This is a genomic window from Clostridium sp. NSJ-49 (assembly GCF_014287725.1).
Classification (GTDB): domain Bacteria; phylum Bacillota; class Clostridia; order Clostridiales; family Clostridiaceae; genus Clostridium; species Clostridium disporicum_B.
Genome location: NZ_JACOOP010000015.1, coordinates 34,112 through 52,470, shown reverse-complemented (window position 1 = coordinate 52,470; position 18,359 = coordinate 34,112). Strand labels below are relative to the sequence as shown.

The 18,359-nt window shown below is 28.5% G+C and carries 18 protein-coding genes and 1 riboswitch; of the genes, 4 read left to right on the top strand and 14 right to left on the bottom strand.

Features of this window, described 5'->3' with window-relative positions:
• Positions 1–148: 148 nt before the first annotated feature.
• The 3 genes from H8S10_RS07450 to H8S10_RS07440 all read right to left on the bottom strand — a co-directional run bounded on the left by H8S10_RS07450 (position 149) and on the right by H8S10_RS07440 (position 3,039).
• Complete coding sequence (locus H8S10_RS07450) at positions 149–973, bottom strand: TPM domain-containing protein (protein WP_186838452.1); 825 nt, start codon at positions 971–973, stop codon at positions 149–151.
• The gene (locus tag H8S10_RS07445; RefSeq protein ID WP_186838451.1) at positions 970–2,037 is read right to left on the bottom strand and encodes a hypothetical protein; all 1,068 of its coding nucleotides are present in this window, start codon (positions 2,035–2,037) and stop codon (positions 970–972) included. The genes H8S10_RS07450 and H8S10_RS07445 overlap by 4 nt, the downstream gene beginning before the upstream one ends.
• 153 nt (positions 2,038–2,190) lie before the next feature.
• Positions 2,191–3,039, bottom strand: a complete 849-nt coding sequence (locus tag H8S10_RS07440; RefSeq protein ID WP_186838450.1) for a metallophosphoesterase — start codon at positions 3,037–3,039, stop codon at positions 2,191–2,193.
• Positions 3,040–3,390: 351 nt separating this feature from the next.
• Here H8S10_RS07440 and H8S10_RS07435 point away from each other — a divergent pair, with 351 nt between their 5' ends.
• Positions 3,391–4,242, top strand: a complete 852-nt coding sequence (locus tag H8S10_RS07435) for a DegV family protein (RefSeq protein WP_186838449.1) — start codon at positions 3,391–3,393, stop codon at positions 4,240–4,242.
• Positions 4,243–4,571: 329 nt separating this feature from the next.
• Here H8S10_RS07435 and H8S10_RS07430 read toward each other — a convergent pair whose 3' ends face one another.
• Positions 4,572–5,879 (bottom strand): DEAD/DEAH box helicase, encoded by a 1,308-nt coding sequence (locus tag H8S10_RS07430; protein WP_186838448.1) that lies wholly within the window; start codon positions 5,877–5,879, stop codon positions 4,572–4,574.
• Positions 5,880–6,147: 268 nt separating this feature from the next.
• Here H8S10_RS07430 and H8S10_RS07425 point away from each other — a divergent pair, with 268 nt between their 5' ends.
• The 3 genes from H8S10_RS07425 (at position 6,148) to H8S10_RS07415 (ending at position 8,883) form a co-directional block, all read left to right on the top strand.
• Positions 6,148–7,629: a YjjI family glycine radical enzyme gene (locus tag H8S10_RS07425; protein ID WP_186838447.1), complete on the top strand. Its 1,482-nt coding sequence runs from the start codon at positions 6,148–6,150 to the stop codon at positions 7,627–7,629.
• Positions 7,626–8,462 (top strand): YjjW family glycine radical enzyme activase, encoded by an 837-nt coding sequence (locus tag H8S10_RS07420; RefSeq protein ID WP_186838461.1) that lies wholly within the window; start codon positions 7,626–7,628, stop codon positions 8,460–8,462. The genes H8S10_RS07425 and H8S10_RS07420 overlap by 4 nt, the downstream gene beginning before the upstream one ends.
• A gap of 73 nt (positions 8,463–8,535) precedes the next feature.
• Positions 8,536–8,883 carry a cupin domain-containing protein gene (locus H8S10_RS07415; protein ID WP_186838446.1) on the top strand — a complete coding sequence of 116 codons (348 nt, stop codon included), beginning with the start codon at positions 8,536–8,538 and terminating at the stop codon, positions 8,881–8,883.
• A 49-nt stretch (positions 8,884–8,932) separates the two neighbouring features.
• On the opposite strand, the gene H8S10_RS07410 is transcribed toward H8S10_RS07415, so the two are convergent.
• The 10 genes from H8S10_RS07410 to H8S10_RS07365 all read right to left on the bottom strand — a co-directional run bounded on the left by H8S10_RS07410 (position 8,933) and on the right by H8S10_RS07365 (position 18,297).
• Entirely contained in the window at positions 8,933–10,000 is a 1,068-nt protein-coding gene (locus H8S10_RS07410; RefSeq protein WP_186838445.1) for a HAMP domain-containing sensor histidine kinase, read from the bottom strand.
• Positions 9,997–10,683: a response regulator transcription factor gene (locus tag H8S10_RS07405; RefSeq protein ID WP_186838444.1), complete on the bottom strand. Its 687-nt coding sequence runs from the start codon at positions 10,681–10,683 to the stop codon at positions 9,997–9,999. Before H8S10_RS07405 ends, H8S10_RS07410 begins: the two co-directional genes overlap by 4 nt.
• Positions 10,684–10,824: 141 nt before the next feature.
• Entirely contained in the window at positions 10,825–11,487 is a 663-nt protein-coding gene (locus tag H8S10_RS07400) for an HAD family hydrolase (RefSeq protein WP_186838443.1), read from the bottom strand.
• A 4-nt stretch (positions 11,488–11,491) separates the two neighbouring features.
• Entirely contained in the window at positions 11,492–11,953 is a 462-nt protein-coding gene (gene ribE / locus H8S10_RS07395) for a 6,7-dimethyl-8-ribityllumazine synthase (protein WP_186838442.1), read from the bottom strand.
• Positions 11,954–11,997: 44 nt separating this feature from the next.
• The gene (locus H8S10_RS07390) at positions 11,998–13,203 is read right to left on the bottom strand and encodes a bifunctional 3,4-dihydroxy-2-butanone-4-phosphate synthase/GTP cyclohydrolase II (protein WP_186838441.1); all 1,206 of its coding nucleotides are present in this window, start codon (positions 13,201–13,203) and stop codon (positions 11,998–12,000) included.
• A gap of 15 nt (positions 13,204–13,218) precedes the next feature.
• Positions 13,219–13,872 carry a riboflavin synthase gene (locus tag H8S10_RS07385; protein WP_186838440.1) on the bottom strand — a complete coding sequence of 218 codons (654 nt, stop codon included), beginning with the start codon at positions 13,870–13,872 and terminating at the stop codon, positions 13,219–13,221.
• Positions 13,873–14,967, bottom strand: a complete 1,095-nt coding sequence (ribD, locus tag H8S10_RS07380; protein ID WP_186838439.1) for a bifunctional diaminohydroxyphosphoribosylaminopyrimidine deaminase/5-amino-6-(5-phosphoribosylamino)uracil reductase RibD — start codon at positions 14,965–14,967, stop codon at positions 13,873–13,875.
• Positions 14,968–15,293: 326 nt separating this feature from the next.
• Positions 15,294–15,408, bottom strand: a riboswitch (FMN riboswitch).
• 107 nt (positions 15,409–15,515) lie between these two features.
• Positions 15,516–16,415 (bottom strand): HAMP domain-containing sensor histidine kinase, encoded by a 900-nt coding sequence (locus tag H8S10_RS07375; RefSeq protein WP_186838438.1) that lies wholly within the window; start codon positions 16,413–16,415, stop codon positions 15,516–15,518.
• A gap of 84 nt (positions 16,416–16,499) precedes the next feature.
• The gene (locus H8S10_RS07370) at positions 16,500–17,381 is read right to left on the bottom strand and encodes an ABC transporter permease subunit (protein WP_186838437.1); all 882 of its coding nucleotides are present in this window, start codon (positions 17,379–17,381) and stop codon (positions 16,500–16,502) included.
• Complete coding sequence (locus H8S10_RS07365; RefSeq protein ID WP_186838436.1) at positions 17,374–18,297, bottom strand: ATP-binding cassette domain-containing protein; 924 nt, start codon at positions 18,295–18,297, stop codon at positions 17,374–17,376. Before H8S10_RS07365 ends, H8S10_RS07370 begins: the two co-directional genes overlap by 8 nt.
• Positions 18,298–18,359 lie beyond the last annotated feature (62 nt).

Sequence of the window (18,359 nt, the reverse complement as noted above, 5' to 3'; positions counted from 1 at the left end):
TTTTTATTAATTAATACAATATTAAAAAAATATTTTTAAAATTTTTACTTGTTTTATCCTAAAAAGAAAAAATGAGATGTCTCTAAAATTATTTTTAAAATCATTTTAGAGACATCCCCATAATTAATAATTCACAATTCTTAATTATTTAGAATTTCCTTCCTCCACCACCATGAGAATTTCCACTACTTGATGTATGAGTTGTTGTTCTTCCGCCACTACCGCCTGAATTACCATTATTCTTAGGAATTTTTCTTCTAGTAGTATTTGTCGTTATAAATCTATCACTTCTTCTAGTAAAATTAATTGAATTTCTATCTAGGTAATTTTCTTCAGGTAATGCTGCTGGCTTTTTATACTGCATAACTACAATTCCACATATAACTGAACTTATTACTAACGCTATTAATAATGCAATAAAAACTCTTTTTATTTTTGCTTCGGTAGATAGTACAATATCACCATTTGCATCAACCGTATATTGTTTTGATGGTATCCCTTTTTCTAAGCAATAGCTTGTATCCTTTAAAAATATTTCTGCACCTTTAGAGTAATTACCGTCACTTAAATATGAATATACATCATCTAAAATACTATCTACTCTGCTATCTGTAAAATATCTCTCACCATTTCCTGACGTAGAAATATATACTTCACGGTCATCCATATTTATAAGCATAAGTATACTACTATTCTTATCACCAAGTCCGTAGCCTTCATAGTCAAAAAAATCATCTGCATACTCCTTAGAGCTTTTACCTTGATTATCATTAGTTGTTACTATAACTATATCCATATTATATTTATGTGATATTTTATTAATAGAACTTTCTAAACTATTTATTTCTTCATCAGAAAATAAAGTTGCGTTATCTACTACTCTCTTAAGGTCAGCACTTATATTACTACTTAATGAAATACATAAAATCATCATGAATGCAATTACTAAAACTCTACTTATTATCTTTTTCATATAAGCATACCTCCTATAAGTGCTACTATAAATGAAATCACAAATAATATAGTAAATAATATACCTATACGCCCTTTAGATACTGGGAGAGATCCATATACTTCTCCGCTTTGTCCATTAATTGCAAATATATAATTTTTATTATTAAATTGATAAGTTAACATCCATACAGGAAATAATGCGTATTTAAATTTAGCATTGCTGTACTTACTATTAAAACTTCTTTCACTTACTATGCTATATCCATTAATAGAATTTCTTAAAATATTATTTACAGAATTATTAATAGTACTCTTTATACTAGGTAATACATCCTCCTTAGTTCTATCATATTTATCTGCTAAAAATCCTGGAAGATATGCCATAGAAAAATCCTTTATCTCATTATAATCAAAAGGTTCAATAGCTGTCATAACTTTATCATCTGCCTTTGAAGATGCGTTATGAGGAACATTATCAAATTTTAATTTAGCTTCTCTATATACTTCATAAGTATCAGTCTTTGTATATTCATAATCTCCCTGTCTCCAAGTCATTATTTTTTTTCCTATGGCCATCATGCTTCCATCTACATCACAGTCAAAAAGCCAGTATGGTATATATATACCAGTTATTTTTTCAAGCTGCTTTGCTGATGTAAACTCCTTAGGTATAAACCATTTTTTCTTTGACCAGTTCAATAAAATTTCTTCTGCTTTTCTCTTATCAATCTTAAAGGGAATAACTTTTGAAGGCTTGAAATCTCCTGATAATTTATCTGTTAATATAACTGGTCCATGACAGTAATAGCAAAATGTTGCTGCTGTGGATTTATCCGCAACCACTTCTGCCCCACACCTTGGACACTTATATACTCTTGTATTATTATTTATTTCATCACGTAATTCATCTGATATCTGTTCTTCACTATATTCACCACTTCTATCATCTTCTTTTTTAAGATAATCTTCTAACTCTTGAATTGAAAATGTGCTTAGGCAATAATCACATTTACCTTTCTGTGACTGCGCATCAAATGTTACATGTGCACCACAATTAGGACATTTATAAACAGCAGCTCCCATTTATTCACCTCATCTAATTAATACTAAATAAATAATAACATCATTTACAGTTTAAGTAAATCTACGCATATCTTATAATACTTATGCCTATCTATTATCATTATGAAAAACAAGTTATATTTATAATAAAAATCCTAAGAAAATAATCAAATATTATTTTCTTAGGATATCTACAACAACTATATTAGGTCTATTAAATAATCTTAATGGAAAACCACTATTCCCTAATCCCCTACTTACAATTAATTTATTATTTTCTCCATACATCCCTGAGTAATATTTTGGTAGTATTCCTTGCCCTGGGGCAAATAATCCTCCTACAAAAGGTAGTATAAATTGACCACCATGTGCATGACCTGAAAACATAATATCAAAGTTGTGTCTACTATATAATGTATCTTCATTTGCATCATAATTTTCTGGATAATGGGATAATACAAATTTTAACCCATTCATATTTTCTAACTTCTTTAGTAAGAGCTCTGATTTTTCTCCCTCATATTTACTCTTAACTTTTTCATAAAATAATTCTCCACTATCTATCCTATTTTCTACTAAACCTAAGATATTAATAATAGTGGATTTTATCTTTATCGTCTTTATTTCATTATCTAATACTACAACATTATTAGCTCTTAACTTATGTAATATTTCATTAATTCTCTTACATCTCATTTCATTATTTCCAGGAATATAGAATACCGGAATATTATTATTTACTTCAGCTAAAAAACTAATTATTTTATCAATTCTTTTCATGTTAGAATCTATTAAATCACCAGTAGCGACTACTATATCTGGTTTTTCATTAAATATTATATCCTTCAATATCTTATTATCTTTTCCGAATTCCTTACTATGCAAATCAGAAAGCTGTAAAACTTTTATATTATCATTACTACTTGAATCTATATTAAATCTTGTTATTTGTATTTTATTATTTTGATAATAACAAAAGCCATATGCAGATAATGCTGTAATTCCCAATGTCAAAAAACTCATATAAATTTCTCCAATTAATAATTTTAAATATAATTATATCACTTTTAATAATTATATTTTATTAAATATTAATGAAACTTTTAAAAATAAATAATAACTACTTTCCCATCTAACTTTTTCATACTTTCTCCTCCTTATAAATCTGTTATCTCTCTAATAACATATTTTCCCTTAATAAATTGCTACTAATTTATGTCTATATTATTAGTAATAACTTAAAATTTATTATTTCTATTACTTAACTAACAAAAATATTACTATTTTAGTTTGATACCCAAAATACTTGACATCATTTTATTTTTAAATTAAAATGATATTAATTTGATAATCAAAGTAATTTGGAGGTTTATTATGAACTTTAATATAGTTACGGATTCTACATCCGATATAACACAAGTAGATGCAAGAGAAAAAAATATACAAGTAGTTCCACTTCGTATTCTTTTTGAAGATGGTGAATACCACGATGGAATTAATATAAGTACTGAGGAATTTTATAATAAATTAGAATCTGCAAAAGTTTTACCTCAGACAAGCCAACCTTCCCCTGAGGATTTCTTTAAAATATTTGAAAAAGCGAAAAACAATGATGAAGCCGTACTTGTAATCACATTATCTAGCTCCTTAAGCGGCACATATCAAAGTGCAACTATAGCGAAAAATATTTGTGAATATGAAAAAATTTATATAGTAGATAGTCAAACTGTAACTTTAGGTTTAAAAGTTCTAGTTGATTATGCTATTTCACTTAGAAATGATGGTAAATCAATTGAAGAAACTTTTGAAATCTTAGAAAGAGAAAAACAAAATATTCGTATTTTCGCTGCAGTAGATACTTTAGAATACTTAAAAAAAGGTGGAAGACTTTCAAGTGCTGCAGCTTTAGCAGGTACTCTATTAAATCTTAAACCTATAGTGAAGGTTCAAGACGGTGCAGTATCTATGGCTGCTAAAGCTAGAGGAACTAATAATTCATACTCAAAAATAAAAGCTTTAATAGAAGAAGCTGGTGGAATAGATGAAACTAGATCTTATACTCTTGGATATACTGGCTCATCATCTAATTTAAATCAATTCGCCACTTTTATTGATAAGACATATAATCTTAAAAATTGTCCAATAAGTGCAATAGGTAGTACAGTTGGTGTACATGCTGGTCCTGGCGCTTGTGGTATAGCATTCTTTATAAAAACAACAAATTAATTATTCATACTCATACATTTATTAAATGATGATAGTTATAATGTACTAATTATCATCATTTTTTATAAATTATACTTTTTATGATTAGAATTACATTTTTGTGTCAAAAATTATAAATGACCATAAACCACTCTAATGTAATATAAATTGCATTACTCAATTGTGTGCCTCATAGGTGATCTTATAGAGATCCCTACACTTAAATTAAAGAAGGTGTATATTTAGTATTCTAAATATACACCTTCTTTAATTTCTACATATAAAATGTAACAATTTTCATATATTTTATTCTAATAAAAATAGCCGCAAATAATTACGACTATTATTTATTACCTTTTATTTAGTTTATTATTTGTACTATATTTTCTATCTCTACTTCCATTACTCATTTTTTCGTTTCTATTTTTTTGTTCCTTGCCTTTTCCTTGATACCTTCTTGATTTTCTACTATTATTACTCTTATGTTTATCAGTACCTTGTTTTATGACAGGTGGTACTATATTAATTATTTCAAACTTTTCTTCTTCGAGTACTGGTATTGATTTTCCTATAACTTTTTCAATTCTTCTAAATATTTCTAGTTCTTCTGAATCGCATAAAGTAATTGCAACTCCCTCTCTCCCAGCTCTTCCTGTACGTCCTATTCTATGTACATATGTCTCTGGGACATCTGGTAAATCGTAATTTATAACATGTGATAATTCATCTACATCTATACCTCTAGCTGCTATATCTGTAGCAACTAAAACTCTTAAACTACCTTCTTTAAAATTATTTAAAGCTAATTGTCTTTGATTTTGAGATTTGTTACCATGAATAGCTGCTGCTTCAATACCTACATTATTAAGGTCCTTTGCTATTTTATTTGCACCATGTTTAGTTCTTGAAAAGACTATAACTGATTTTATAGATTCATCCTTTAGTAAATGTACTAATAGTGACTTTTTATTTTTCTTTGAGACCATATATGCCCCTTGTGAAATAATATCTACTGTTGATGAAACTGGTTGAACTTCTACCTTAACTGGATTTTTCAAAATAGAGTTTACAAGTTTCATAACTTCTTTAGGCATAGTAGCTGAGAATAATAAATTTTGTCTTTCTTTAGGTAATTTTGATATTATTCTCTTTACATCATGAATCATTCCCATATCTAACATACGATCTGCTTCATCAAGTACAAAATACTTAACATTTTTTAAATCAACATGTCTTTGATTTGATAAATCTATAAGTCTTCCTGGTGTTGCTATTAAAACATCTATTCCAGATTTTATTTTTCTAACTTGTGAACTTTGATTTACACCGCCAAATATTACTGTACTTTTAATATCTAAATGCTTTGAATATGTAGCAACATTTTCACCTATTTGTATTGCTAACTCTCTTGTTGGAGCTACTATTAAAGCTTTTAACACTCTCTCATTATTAACCATCTTCTCTTCACTTATTCTTTGTAATATCGGAATAGAAAAAGCTGCCGTCTTACCTGTTCCTGTTTGTGCGCAGCCTAATATATCTCTTCCACCTAATATTGATGGTATTGATTGCTCTTGAATTGGTGTTGGTTTTTCATATCCTGACTCTTCTATAGCCTTTAATATAGGTTCTATTATATTTAAATCTTTAAATAACATTATTTCTCCTCTTTAATAAAAATTATTTTCCACATAAAAATGAACGCTATATAAATGCAACTCACTAACATAAGCATTTATATAGCGTTCGTTATCATTCATTATATATTATTTTTATAATAATTTCATTAATTATTTATTGGAATATTAAAAACACTATTAATTTAGATGTAATAATAAAGTGTACCAACCGATATTTACTATAATTAAATAAATTAATTATATGTTATAATCTATAGGAACATAAGATGACTTTAGAGGTGACAATATGAACGATATCGAAAAAATTGTTAAAGACGTTACTTTAACATATGAACAAAAAGTATTATCTTTAGCTAGATATGCTGAAAATAGTGTAAAAGTATTAAATATTTCTGACGAAACTCAAAAACTAAGAGATGCAGGTATAATCTGTGATTTATTCGAAGGTAATGTACCTTATAGACCTAGATATATACTTCCTGATTATGAAAAGTTCATAAAAGAAGGATGTAAATTTTTAGAATTAGCTCCTCCAACAAACATATGGGAAGCTACTACAAATTTATTAATAATGTATAAACATGTTCCTTCAATCACTTCAATGCCAGTTTACATTGGTAATATAGACTACCTATTAGAGCCATTTATAGTAGATGAAGCTGAAGCTAAGCTTGCAATTAGATTATTCTTAACTCAATTAGATAGAACTATAACAGACTCTTTCTGCCATGGTAACTTAGGTCCAAAACCAACTAGGGCGGCTAAAATAATATTAGAAGTTGAAAGAGAGTTAGAAAATGCTATTCCTAACTTAACTTTAAAATATAGTGAAGAAACTCCAACCGATTTAGCTATTGAAGCTATTAAAACAGCATTAGTTACAGCTAAACCAAGCTTTGCAAATCATAAAATGTTTACCGAAGATTTAGGTAACTACGGAATTGCTAGCTGCTACAATGGTCTACATGTTGGCGGTGGAGCTCATACCTTAGTTAGAATGAGATTATCTACTTTAGCTTCTACTGCTACTGATATTGATGATTTCTTCAATGATAAATTACCTAATGCTATGCAATGTATGGCTGAATATATAAATGAAAGAATTAGATACATAGTTGAAGAAAGTACTTTCTTTGAAACTAACTTCTTAGTAAAAGAAGGATTTATAAGCAAAGATAGATTTACTTCTATGTTTGGTCTTGTAGGACTTGCTGAAGCTGTTAATATCCTACTTAAAGCTGAAAATTTAGAAGACAAATTTGGTCACTGCAAAAAAGCTGATGATCTTGGCGTTAGAATAATGGACTTTATGGAAAACTTCATAAATAACTTTGAAAGTAAACACTGTAAAGTTACTAACAAAAGACTTTTACTTCATGCTCAAGTAGGTATTGGTGATGATATAAATATAAGCCCAGGTTCAAGAATTCCAATAGGCGAAGAACCTGAATTATGGAAGCACTTAAAACAAACTGCTAGATTTCATAAATACTTCCCATCAGGTGTTGGTGATATATTCCCATTTGAAATGAATGCAATGAACAACCCTGAATTTATATTAAATATAATTCAAGGTGCATTTAGAGAAGGTATGAGATATTTCTCACTTTACTCTTCAGATGCTGATGTAATAAGAATAACTGGATACTTAGTTAAGAAAAGTGAAATTGAAAAGCTAAATAGAGGTGAAGCTACACTTCAAGATACAGTTGTTTTAGGACAAGGACAAGTTCAAAACGGTAAAGTACTTGAGAGAATGATACGATAATGACTGGATTCGTTAATAATATAATTCCTTTTAGCTCTGTTGATGGGCCAGGAAATAGAACTGCTATTTTTCTACAGGGCTGTAATTTCAACTGTATCTACTGTCATAATCCTGAAACAATAAATATATGTGGTAACTGTGGTACATGTATCACAGCTTGCCCTAATGGAGCTATTGCTCAAAATAACAGTAAAGTTTTTTGGGATAAAACAAAATGCTGTAATTGTGATGCTTGTATAAAAGCATGTAATAATAACAGTAGTCCTAAAGTTTCTAAAATGTCTACTGATGATATAATTAATGAAGTAACTAACTATAAACCTTTTATCCAAGGAATAACTGTATCAGGTGGAGAATGTACTCTTCAAGAAGACTTTTTGATAAGTTTATTTACTAAAGCTAAATCATTAGGATTAACTTGTTTTGTTGATAGTAATGGTTCTAAGGACTTTAAAGAAATGGCTAATCTTTTAGAACTTTGTGATGGTGTTATGCTTGATGTTAAATCATTCGATAATAGTATACATAACAAATATATAGATTTTGATAATAAACATGTATTATCAAATTTGGACTACTTAGCTTCTATAGGTAAACTTTATGAGGTAAGAACTGTCATCGTTCCTGAAATATTTAATAATGAAGAAACAGTAAAAAGAGTTTCTGAAATTATAAACAAATATGATCCAAATATAAGATATAAACTTATAAAGTTCAGAAATCTTGGAGTAAGGCACTCTTTAAAGTCTCACCCAAGTCCTTCTGATAAATATATGGATGAACTTAAAAATATTTCAGAAAAAAATGGTTGTAAAAATATTATTATAGTCTAGGAAAATACAAAGTATATATTATTTATTACTCCATAACCTATTTAAGAATTACTTTTTAAAGGAGACTTATTTTATGGAAAATCGTTTATTTAAATTAAGCCAAGTTGCTCAAGGTGATGATAAAGAAGCTAAGAAAACAGTAGTTTATACTTCCGATTCTACTACCGCTGCTGTTTGGGTTGTAAAGCCTAATCAATTTATCCCTACACATAAGCATACTACATCAGACGACTTATGGATTTGTATTCAAGGAACTGGAGTAGTTTACCCTGAAAAAGATAAAGAGGTTCCTTTCACTAAAGGAGATATGCTTTTATCTACTAAAGATGCACAACATGGTCTAAAAAATACAGGTAATGAAGATATTATACTAGTTAGTGTAATTGCTCCATTCCCATCTGACTTTGTAGGCTTAGAATAAAATTAAAATAAAACAACGCTTAATTTTACTTAAGCGTTGTTTTTTTACTTTATCTTTGTAAAAATACTGAAAAAGTTGTTCCTTTTCCTTTTTTAGATTTTACTTTAATATATCCCCCTTGTTTTATTATGATCTCATTAGTTAAATATAATCCTATTCCTATCCCCTCAACTTCTGATACCTCTCTACTCCTATAAAACCTTTTAAATATATTATTTATATCTTCTTCAGAAATTCCTATACCTGTATCCATAATATCTATCTTAGTAAATAACTCCCATTCCTCAACAGAAATACTAATTCTACCGCCATTATCAGTATATTTTACTGCATTTTCAATAATATTAAGCAAAGCTTCACTAGTCCACTTTTTATCATGATTTGCCTTTATAAATGTTGGACATTCTATTTCTAAGTCAATCTCTTTCTCTTCAGCCTTTAAGTACACTCCACTTAAAGCATTAGCTATAGTATCACTTAAAGTGCTATTAACTTTATTTAGCGATATTATATTACTTTCTAACCTCGACATTTTAATCAAAGCTTGCACCAGCCACTCTAGCTTAGATACTTGAAACTTCATATTATTTAAAAACATACTTTGCTGATTTCTATTTAGGTCTCTTTGAATTAATGTATCATTATACATAGTAATGTTAGCTATTGGCGTCTTAATTTGATGTGAAATATCTCCTATAAGAGATTTTATATTCTCTTTTTCTATTAAAGCCTCTTCTCTATTATTATCTAATATTTCAACGAGCTTTTTTAACTTATGTTGTAACTTTGAAAATATAGTTTCCTCATCTTCCACAAACTCTATATTTTCCTCTTTATAAATAACTTTATCTATAATATCACACATATTGTTGGAAAAACTTAAAATATTTTTTCTAACAACATATATGAACCCTAGAATAATTAAAGCTATTATTAAAATAAATATTCCAATTATAAAGAATAAACTATTTGCTTCATTGTAAATACTCTGATTAGTAGTAATGATATAATTTATATTCAACTTAATAATTATTAAAAATATAATACTTATTATTGAAACTAAAATAGTAAAAATACTATATATATTATTTAAAAACATCCTCTTTAATCTTATCAATACTTCTCACCTGTCCAAGCATATCCAATTCCATACACAGTTTTAATATATCTAGGCTTTGATGGATTATCTTCAATTTTATTTCTAAGTCTATTAATATTTACTGTTAGAGCATGCTCTTCAACATATTCTTCATTTTCCCATAACTCTTCTAGTAAAACTTGTCTCGTTAAAATTTCACCCTTAGATAAAATTAGTTTTTTTAACAATTTATATTCTGTAGGAGCCAAAACTATACTTTCTCCATTTTTCTGTACTGTGATTTTGTCTAAATCTATTTTAAACTCCCCCTCTTTAATAATATTTGAAGATATGCTATTTTTACCACACCTTCTAAGTACTGTTAGAACTCTTTCTCTTAAAACATTAATACTAAACGGCTTAGTAATATAGTCATCTGCCCCTATCCTTAACCCTGTTATTATGTCAAGTTCTGTATCACATGCAGTTAAAAATACAATTGGAGTTGTATACTTTTGTCTTATATTCTTACAAAAATCAAATCCACTACCATCTGGTAAATTACAATCTAATATTATAATATCTATGTTTTCTTTATCTAATTTTTCTCTAGCTTCCTCTAAAGTAAAAGCTGAAGTAATGTTAAACCCATCCATCTGAAAATTAAATGCTATTCCTTGATTCAACATAACATCATCTTCTATTATTAATAAATTGCTCATAAAATAATACCTTTCTAATACATAAACTAATCAACCTAATTATACCATCTTAAAATTACTTAATATAATTATTTATAATAAAAATAACTTCATAAAATTAAAGGAATATTTAGTTAAACTAAATACTCCTTTATTATATTACTATTTAATATTGTATATTAAATCCTTCAACTCAGTAATTTCCTTTGCTAAAAAAGTAGCTTCCTTTAATTCTTCATAACTACCAAATCCATATAAACAACCTATAGATTGTAAATTATGTACTTTGGCAATTTCAATATCTACAAATCTATCTCCAATAACTATAAAATCACCATGGTACTTCTCTTTTATAAAATTAAATATTTCATATTTAGGCTTAAATTCAAATTGTTCTGTACAATAAAAATCATTAAAATATTTATCTAATTTAAACAATTTATTATGCTCATTCATATATTTAATTTTACAATTACTTAAGAAAATCAAATTGTATCCTCTTTCTTGTAACTCTTTAAGTAATTCTATAGTACCATCATATAATTCTGCATTACCTTGGCTTAAATATTCAATCATTGAATTTCCTATAATAGAACTACATTTTTTCTTTACTTCTTCTTGTAAATTAGGCATAAAGTTATTCCACATATCTTTTGCACTATATCCTAACCATTTACTTATTTCTTTATCCTCCCAAACCTTCTCTTCTGCATACCCTTCTTTAATTAAATATTCATATGCTTTTCTAAAAGCTGGTCCATAAATTTTTATACTATTATGCAGTGTTCCATCATAATCAAATATAATATTAATTTTCTTATTCATAGTCTTAGAAATTCTTTAAAAGATTTGCCATTTCAATTGCTGTTACTGCTGCATCATACCCTTTGTTACCAGCTTTAGTTCCAGCTCTTTCAATAGCTTGTTCAATAGAATCTGTTGTTAATACTCCAAATATTACTGGCTTTTCAGTTTGTAATGAAACTGAAGCTATTCCCTTTGATGCTTCAGAACACACATAGTCAAAGTGAGGTGTAGATCCCTTAATTACTGCTCCTAAACATATTACTGCATCATACTTTTCATTTTGAGCCATCTTTTTAGCTACTAGTGGAATTTCAAATGCTCCTGGTACCCAAGCTACTTCAATATCATTTTCTTCAACTCCATGTCTCTTTAATCCATCTAAAGCTCCACCTAATAATTTTGAAACTATAAATTCATTAAATCTTCCTACTACTATTCCTACCTTAAGCCCTTTTGATACTAAATTCCCTTCTATTGTTCTCATTTTTATTTCCTCCTAATATTTCATATCTTTTATTTATTTAAATTTTAATAATTTAACATGTGATTTAATTTTTCTTTTTTAGTTTTTAAGTAAAATTCATTTTTCTCATTATGATTCATTTGTATAGGTACTCTATCTACTATCTCAATTCCAAATTCACCTAACCCATCTATCTTTCTTGGATTATTCGTCATAAGACTTAATTTTTTTACTCCTAAGTCCTTTAAAATAGCGGCTGCAACATCATAACTTCTCATATCTGCTGGAAATCCTAACATCACATTAGCTTGTACAGTATCATATCCTTCATCTTGAAGTGCATATGCTTTCATCTTATTTATAAGTCCAATACCTCTTCCTTCTTGTCTCATATAAAGAAGTATTCCAGAACCTTCTTCTGCAATTCTCTTCATAGCTGAATCATATTGTTCTCCACAATCACATCTTTTAGAGCCTAATGCATCACCAGTTAAACACTCTGAATGTACCCTAGCTAAAATTGGCGTCTCTTCATTTATATCACCTTTAACTAAAGCAACATGATGTTCTCCATTTAATTTATTTATAAATCCAAACATCTTAAAATCACCATATCTTGTAGGCATTTTTATCTCTACTACTCTTTCAACTAAAGTATCTTTCAGCTCTTTGCTTTTTCTGTATTTAACTAAATCTGCTATAGTAATAATCTTTAAATTATGATACTTTGCAAACTCAATAAGCTCTGGAGTTCTTGCCATAGTTCCATCTTCACTCATAATTTCACATATAACACCTGCTGCCTTTAGCCCTGCAAGCTTAGGTAAATCTATAGCAGCTTCAGTATGTCCTATTCTCTCTAGTACTCCTCCTTCTTTAGCTATTAGAGGAAATACATGCCCAGGTCTCCTAAAATTCTCTGGTTTATCATCTTCTAAAACCTTTTGTATTGTTAACGCTCTTTCAAAGGCAGAAATTCCTGTAGTTGTCTCAATATGGTCTATAGAAACTGTAAATGCTGTTTCATGATTATCTGTATTATTTGATACCATTGGTCCAATATTTAACTCTTTAGCTCTCTTCTCTTCAATTGGCATACATATAAGACCTCTACCATACTTGGCCATAAAGTTTATAGCTTCTCCTGTAACCTTTTCTGCAGCCATTAAAAGATCTCCCTCATTTTCTCTATCAGGATCATCAATTACTACTACAATCTTTCCTTCTCTTATATCTTCTATAGCCTCTTCAATACTATTAAATTTAAACATACTCTCTCTCCTCCACTATAAAAATCCATTTTCTCTTAAAAAGCTTTCGCTTATAGATGTTTTTTTACTTTCTTCTTTTTTAGCTAATCCTAATAACTTTTCAACATATTTTCCTATTACATCACACTCAAGATTTACAGTATCCCCACACCTCTTCTTTAAAAGTATTGTTTTTTCTCCAGTATGAGGAATTATAGAAACTTTAAATATCTCATTATCTACATATGCAACTGTCAAGCTTATTCCATCTATTGCTATAGAGCCTTTATAAACTATATACTTTAAAAGTTCAGGTTCAGCTTTTACACTTACCCAAGTAGCATTATCCTCTTTAACTAAAGAAATAACTTCACCAATTCCATCTATATGTCCACTTACTATATGTCCACCAAGTCTAGTTTCTAAACTTAAGGCTCTTTCTAAATTAACTTTACTTCCAATAGAAAGATTACCTAAATTGCTCTTACGTAATGTCTCAGCCATAACATCTGCTTCAAATGTATCTCTATTAATATTTGTAACAGTTAAACATACTCCATTAGTACAAATGCTATCCCCTAATTTTGATTTATCTAATACCTTATTAGCCTTAACTACAAGTACTGAAGATTTCTCCCCTCTTTTTATTCCTTTAATTTCTCCTATTTCTTCTACTATCCCTGTAAACATCTAGTTTTCACCTCTCTTAATATAACCTTGTATTAATATATCCTCTCCAACACTTTCGGTAGTGATATTTTCTAATAATATAGCTTTACTTAACTCTTCTACTCCATTACCTTCTACTGGAGTTTTTGATTTTTCACCACCAATAATTTTAGGTGAAATGTAAGCTTGTACCTTATCTATAATTCCTTCTTCTAAAGCTGAGAAGTTTAACGTACCTCCACCTTCTAAAAGAATACTATCTATATTTAATTCTCCTAATTTAATCATTAAATCTTTTAAATCTACTTTTTCATTTTTAGATTTTACTACGACTATTTCTACTCCCAATTTCTCTAAGCTATCTCTTTTTGATTTATTGGATTCTTTCGTTGTAGCTATAATAGTTCTAGACAATTTATCATTTATAACTTTTGATTCTATTGGAATTCTAAGCTTGCTATCAACTATTACTCTTACTGGATTTCTTCCACCTTCAAGTCTACAAGTAAGTTCTGGATTATCCTTTACTACTGTATTTACTCCAACCATGATAGCTGATAATTCATTTCTTAACTTGTGAACGTTTCTTCTTGATTTCTCACAAGTAATCCATTTAGACTCTCCAGTCTGTGTAGCAATCTTTCCATCTAATGTCATAGCAGTTTTTAATACTACAAAAGGGGTTTTAGTAACTATATATTTCATAAAAACTTCTGCAAGATTTTTACACTCTTCTTCAAGTATCCCAACTACTACCTCTATACCAGAATCTCTTAGTTTTCTTACTCCTCTTCCTGCTACTAACGGATTGGGATCCAAAGTTCCTATTACTACCTTAGAAATTTTATTTTCAATTATTTTATCTACACATGGTGGGGTCTTTCCATAATGAGAACAAGGTTCCAATGTCACATATATAGTTGCCCCTTCAGAACTTTCTCTTAAGCTTTTAAAGGCATTAACTTCTGCATGTGCTTTCCCATACTCTTCATGATATCCTTGTCCAATTACTCTTCCATCTTTAACAATAACTGCTCCAACTAGTGGATTGGGATTCACCTTACCATTTCCTTGCTTTGCTAAATCTATAGCTAAGTACATAAATTTTTTATCCACTTTAATCATCTCTCAATCATAAAAACTTAAACTTAATAAATCTTATAATTAAAAATTAAAAGCCCTGAGATTAAATCTCAGGGCCATATAATGGAAGTATTTATAAAAATTAATATCTTAACTTTAATAAAAATCAATATATTAATTAATATACTTAATAAAAATCTTAACTACCTATGTATGTAAAACACATATTTACTTATGAATTAACCTTAAATAGTTAACCCAAGTATTTATAAGCATAAACAAAAAGCTCTGAAATATATAATATTTCAGAGCAAAATAAATCACTTACTAAATATAGTTAAGATTATACTATACTTTTCATCTATCTTCTTTCATCCAGACTTTACTGTCGGCTTCGGAATCTCACCGAATCATGCCATGAGGCTCGCGGGCTTTACCGCCGGTAGGGAATCTCACCCTGCCCTGAAGATTTATTAAATTTTATATTTGTATTTTATTACCTTAAATTATTTTTGTCAACTTATTTTTACATAAAAAATTTAATTTAATTTTTATTTAATAAATATACTTTATTACCAAACTTATACTTTATTCCATTTTATCTTTATGTTTAAAATACCATTTTCCAAACTAGCATCTATACTATTTCCTAAACCTTCTACTAATGACTTAGTAATAGCAAGCCCTAATCCTGTATTCATATCACTTCTTGATTTATCAGCAGTGTAAAACCGATTAAATATTTTCTCTACATTTTCTGTGGTTAGCCCTTTAGCACTATTGCAAAAAGTTGTTACTATATATTTATCCTCTTCTCTTAAGGAGATTTTTACTTTTCCATCACCATGCTTTAACATATTTCCTATTAAATTAGAAAAAATTCTATTTACAGCTTTATCATCAGATACAATTGATGATATATTTTCTTCTATATCTATAATTGGTTCTATTTCTTTATTTACAAATTCATTATAATATTGTGCTATATTATCACATAAGATATTTTTTATATTTATCTTTTTTAATTCAAATTTAAATTCACTACTATGAAGCCTAGATAAATCATAAAAGCTTGAAATTAATTTTTGTAAGCTACTACATCTTCTCTCTATAATCTCTATATAAGACTTTCTCTCATCTTCCATAGTATCTTCTTCATTTATAAGCTGAATATATCCCATTATAGATGTTAATGGAGTTCTTAAATCATGAGATATATTAGCAATACTTCTTCTTAACTCTTCCTCAATATTTTTATTCTTAGCTTGTATTTTTTGTCCTTCATCATATAAGAAATTTATATCACAAACTAAATTTTCTATGTCATTATCAATAGCCTTAGTATGTATATTTACATAGCTCCCCTTACTATCTTTAATCTGATTTGAAATATACTTAAGCTCTTTTTTTATTTTAACTATGTAAAACAATAATAGTATTACAACTATTATAAGCACTATAAATCCTATCTTTATTAACATATAACCTCCTCAATACGTAATATATCCAAGCTACCTCAGAGGTTTGGGAATTCCCCCTAACCTCTGAGGTAGCTTGGATTATTTTTATTTTATATCTTGTGCTTTAAATATTCTTGTGCCAGCAAGTAAGAATATTACTATTGTAATTAATGCAACTGCTATTGCTCTAATTAAATCTCCACCTGTAGCATGAACTGATGTTGCTAATGCTGTATTATAAAATGGAGTTAATTCATAAATTTTATCAAAGGTTGGGTATACTCCATATGCAAGTGATAAAAACATTGGCGCTAATAAGAATAATCCTGCTGTTATTCCTATAGTTGCTCCGTTACTCTTAACAGCTATTGCTATTACCATAATTATTGATGCTACTGCTGAATTAGCAATAACAGCTGTAATAAATGTAGCAATCATTCCTGTTATTTGAGATAATTCAAACTCCTGTCCCCAGCCACTTACTAATGTTGCTCCTATAGTTGGTAAAATACTTAATATTGCTATTATAATTGATATTCCAACTATAAGTGCTAAAAACTTAGCTAAATAAAACTCTCTTCTTTTCTTTCCATAAGCTAATGTATTTTTTATGGTACCTTCACTATATTCCTTAGCTAAAAATGCTGCTATTAATACTCCTATTAGAATTTCAGTTAAACCTGCTCCAAATGATGAATGATAAACTTCTATAGCTGTAGGATTCATAGGGTCTTTAGCTACTAAGTTTAATCCCATATTTCCTGGGGTTACTACTTGCTCTTCGCTTTCTGCAGCTCCCATTGATTGAAGCACTTGTTGTTTATTTTCTTCAGGCATATCACCTAATTTATCCATCATCATATTTTCTATAAGTGAGCTTGTCATAACAGTCATCATCACTGCTAAGAATACAGCCACTCCACATAATACTCTAAATGTCTTATTTTTAAATAATTTAAATATTTCAGCTTTAACTAATCTAAGCATTGTTAGCACCTCCAATTTTATTCATAAAGTATTCTTCAAGATTTTCTCCCTTTAGTCCTATTCTTTCAACTAATACACCTTTTCTAGATAAAGTTGAATTTACCTTAGAAACTGAATCTAAGTGACTAAATATTTTAATCTTATTATTTTCTAATACTTCATAATTAGTTATATCCAACTCTTTTTCTAATAAAGTTGTAGTATTTGGTGCATCATCTACTTCTAACTCAATATATTGCTTACATTTTTCACTTAACTCATCTGCTGAAATTTCCTCTACAAGCTTCCCTTTATTTATTATTCCATAACAAGTTGCAAGTTCAGAAAGTTCTCCTAATATATGACTAGATATTAATATTGTAACGTCCTTTTCTTTATTAACCTTCTTAAGTAATTCTCTTATTTCAACTATCCCCATTGGATCTAATCCATTGATTGGTTCATCTAAAATTAATAACCTTGGATTTCCTAAAAGCGCATTCGCTATCCCCAACCTTTGTCTCATACCTAATGAAAAATTCTTAACTTTCTTTTTACCAGTATCAGAAAGTCCAACTAAGTTTAACACTTCATCAATACAGCTCTTTCCAGCTATATTTCTAACTAATCTAGATACTTCTAAGTTTTCTCTAGCAGTCATATTTCCGTAAAAAGCTGGAGTTTCTATTAAGCTTCCTATCATAGTTCTTGCATCATCTAATTCATTTTCAGAGCTTTTTCCAAAGAGTTCTATATCTCCACTACTCTTATGACTTAATCCAGTTATCATTCTTATTAAGGTAGTTTTACCTGCTCCATTTTGTCCAATTAAACCATAAATCTCACCTTTTTTTATTGTCATATTTACTTTATCGTTTGATAATTGTTTGCCATATTTCTTTGTTATATCATGAGTTTTTAAAACTATTTCATTCATTACTAATTACCTCCCGTTATCTTATGACTTAATTATATGAGCTAGGTTATAAGATACCTTAA

Bases quoted from the DNA above. Each gene is read 5' to 3' on its own strand.
- H8S10_RS07450 (WP_186838452.1), bottom strand. From the start codon at position 973: ATGAAAAAGATAATAAGTAGAGTTTTAGTAATTGCATTCATGATGATT.
- H8S10_RS07445 (WP_186838451.1), bottom strand. From the start codon at position 2,037: ATGGGAGCTGCTGTTTATAAATGTCCTAATTGTGGTGCACATGTAACA.
- H8S10_RS07440 (WP_186838450.1), bottom strand. From the start codon at position 3,039: ATGAGTTTTTTGACATTGGGAATTACAGCATTATCTGCATATGGCTTT.
- H8S10_RS07435 (WP_186838449.1), top strand. From the start codon at position 3,391: ATGAACTTTAATATAGTTACGGATTCTACATCCGATATAACACAAGTA.
- H8S10_RS07430 (WP_186838448.1), bottom strand. From the start codon at position 5,879: ATGTTATTTAAAGATTTAAATATAATAGAACCTATATTAAAGGCTATA.
- H8S10_RS07425 (WP_186838447.1), top strand. From the start codon at position 6,148: ATGAACGATATCGAAAAAATTGTTAAAGACGTTACTTTAACATATGAA.
- H8S10_RS07415 (WP_186838446.1), top strand. From the start codon at position 8,536: ATGGAAAATCGTTTATTTAAATTAAGCCAAGTTGCTCAAGGTGATGAT.
- H8S10_RS07405 (WP_186838444.1), bottom strand. From the start codon at position 10,683: ATGAGCAATTTATTAATAATAGAAGATGATGTTATGTTGAATCAAGGA.
- H8S10_RS07400 (WP_186838443.1), bottom strand. From the start codon at position 11,487: ATGAATAAGAAAATTAATATTATATTTGATTATGATGGAACACTGCAT.
- ribE (WP_186838442.1), bottom strand. From the start codon at position 11,953: ATGAGAACAATAGAAGGGAATTTAGTATCAAAAGGGCTTAAGGTAGGA.
- H8S10_RS07390 (WP_186838441.1), bottom strand. From the start codon at position 13,203: ATGTTTAAATTTAATAGTATTGAAGAGGCTATAGAAGATATAAGAGAA.
- H8S10_RS07385 (WP_186838440.1), bottom strand. From the start codon at position 13,872: ATGTTTACAGGGATAGTAGAAGAAATAGGAGAAATTAAAGGAATAAAA.
- H8S10_RS07375 (WP_186838438.1), bottom strand. From the start codon at position 16,415: ATGTTAATAAAGATAGGATTTATAGTGCTTATAATAGTTGTAATACTA.
- H8S10_RS07370 (WP_186838437.1), bottom strand. From the start codon at position 17,381: ATGCTTAGATTAGTTAAAGCTGAAATATTTAAATTATTTAAAAATAAG.
- H8S10_RS07365 (WP_186838436.1), bottom strand. From the start codon at position 18,297: ATGAATGAAATAGTTTTAAAAACTCATGATATAACAAAGAAATATGGC.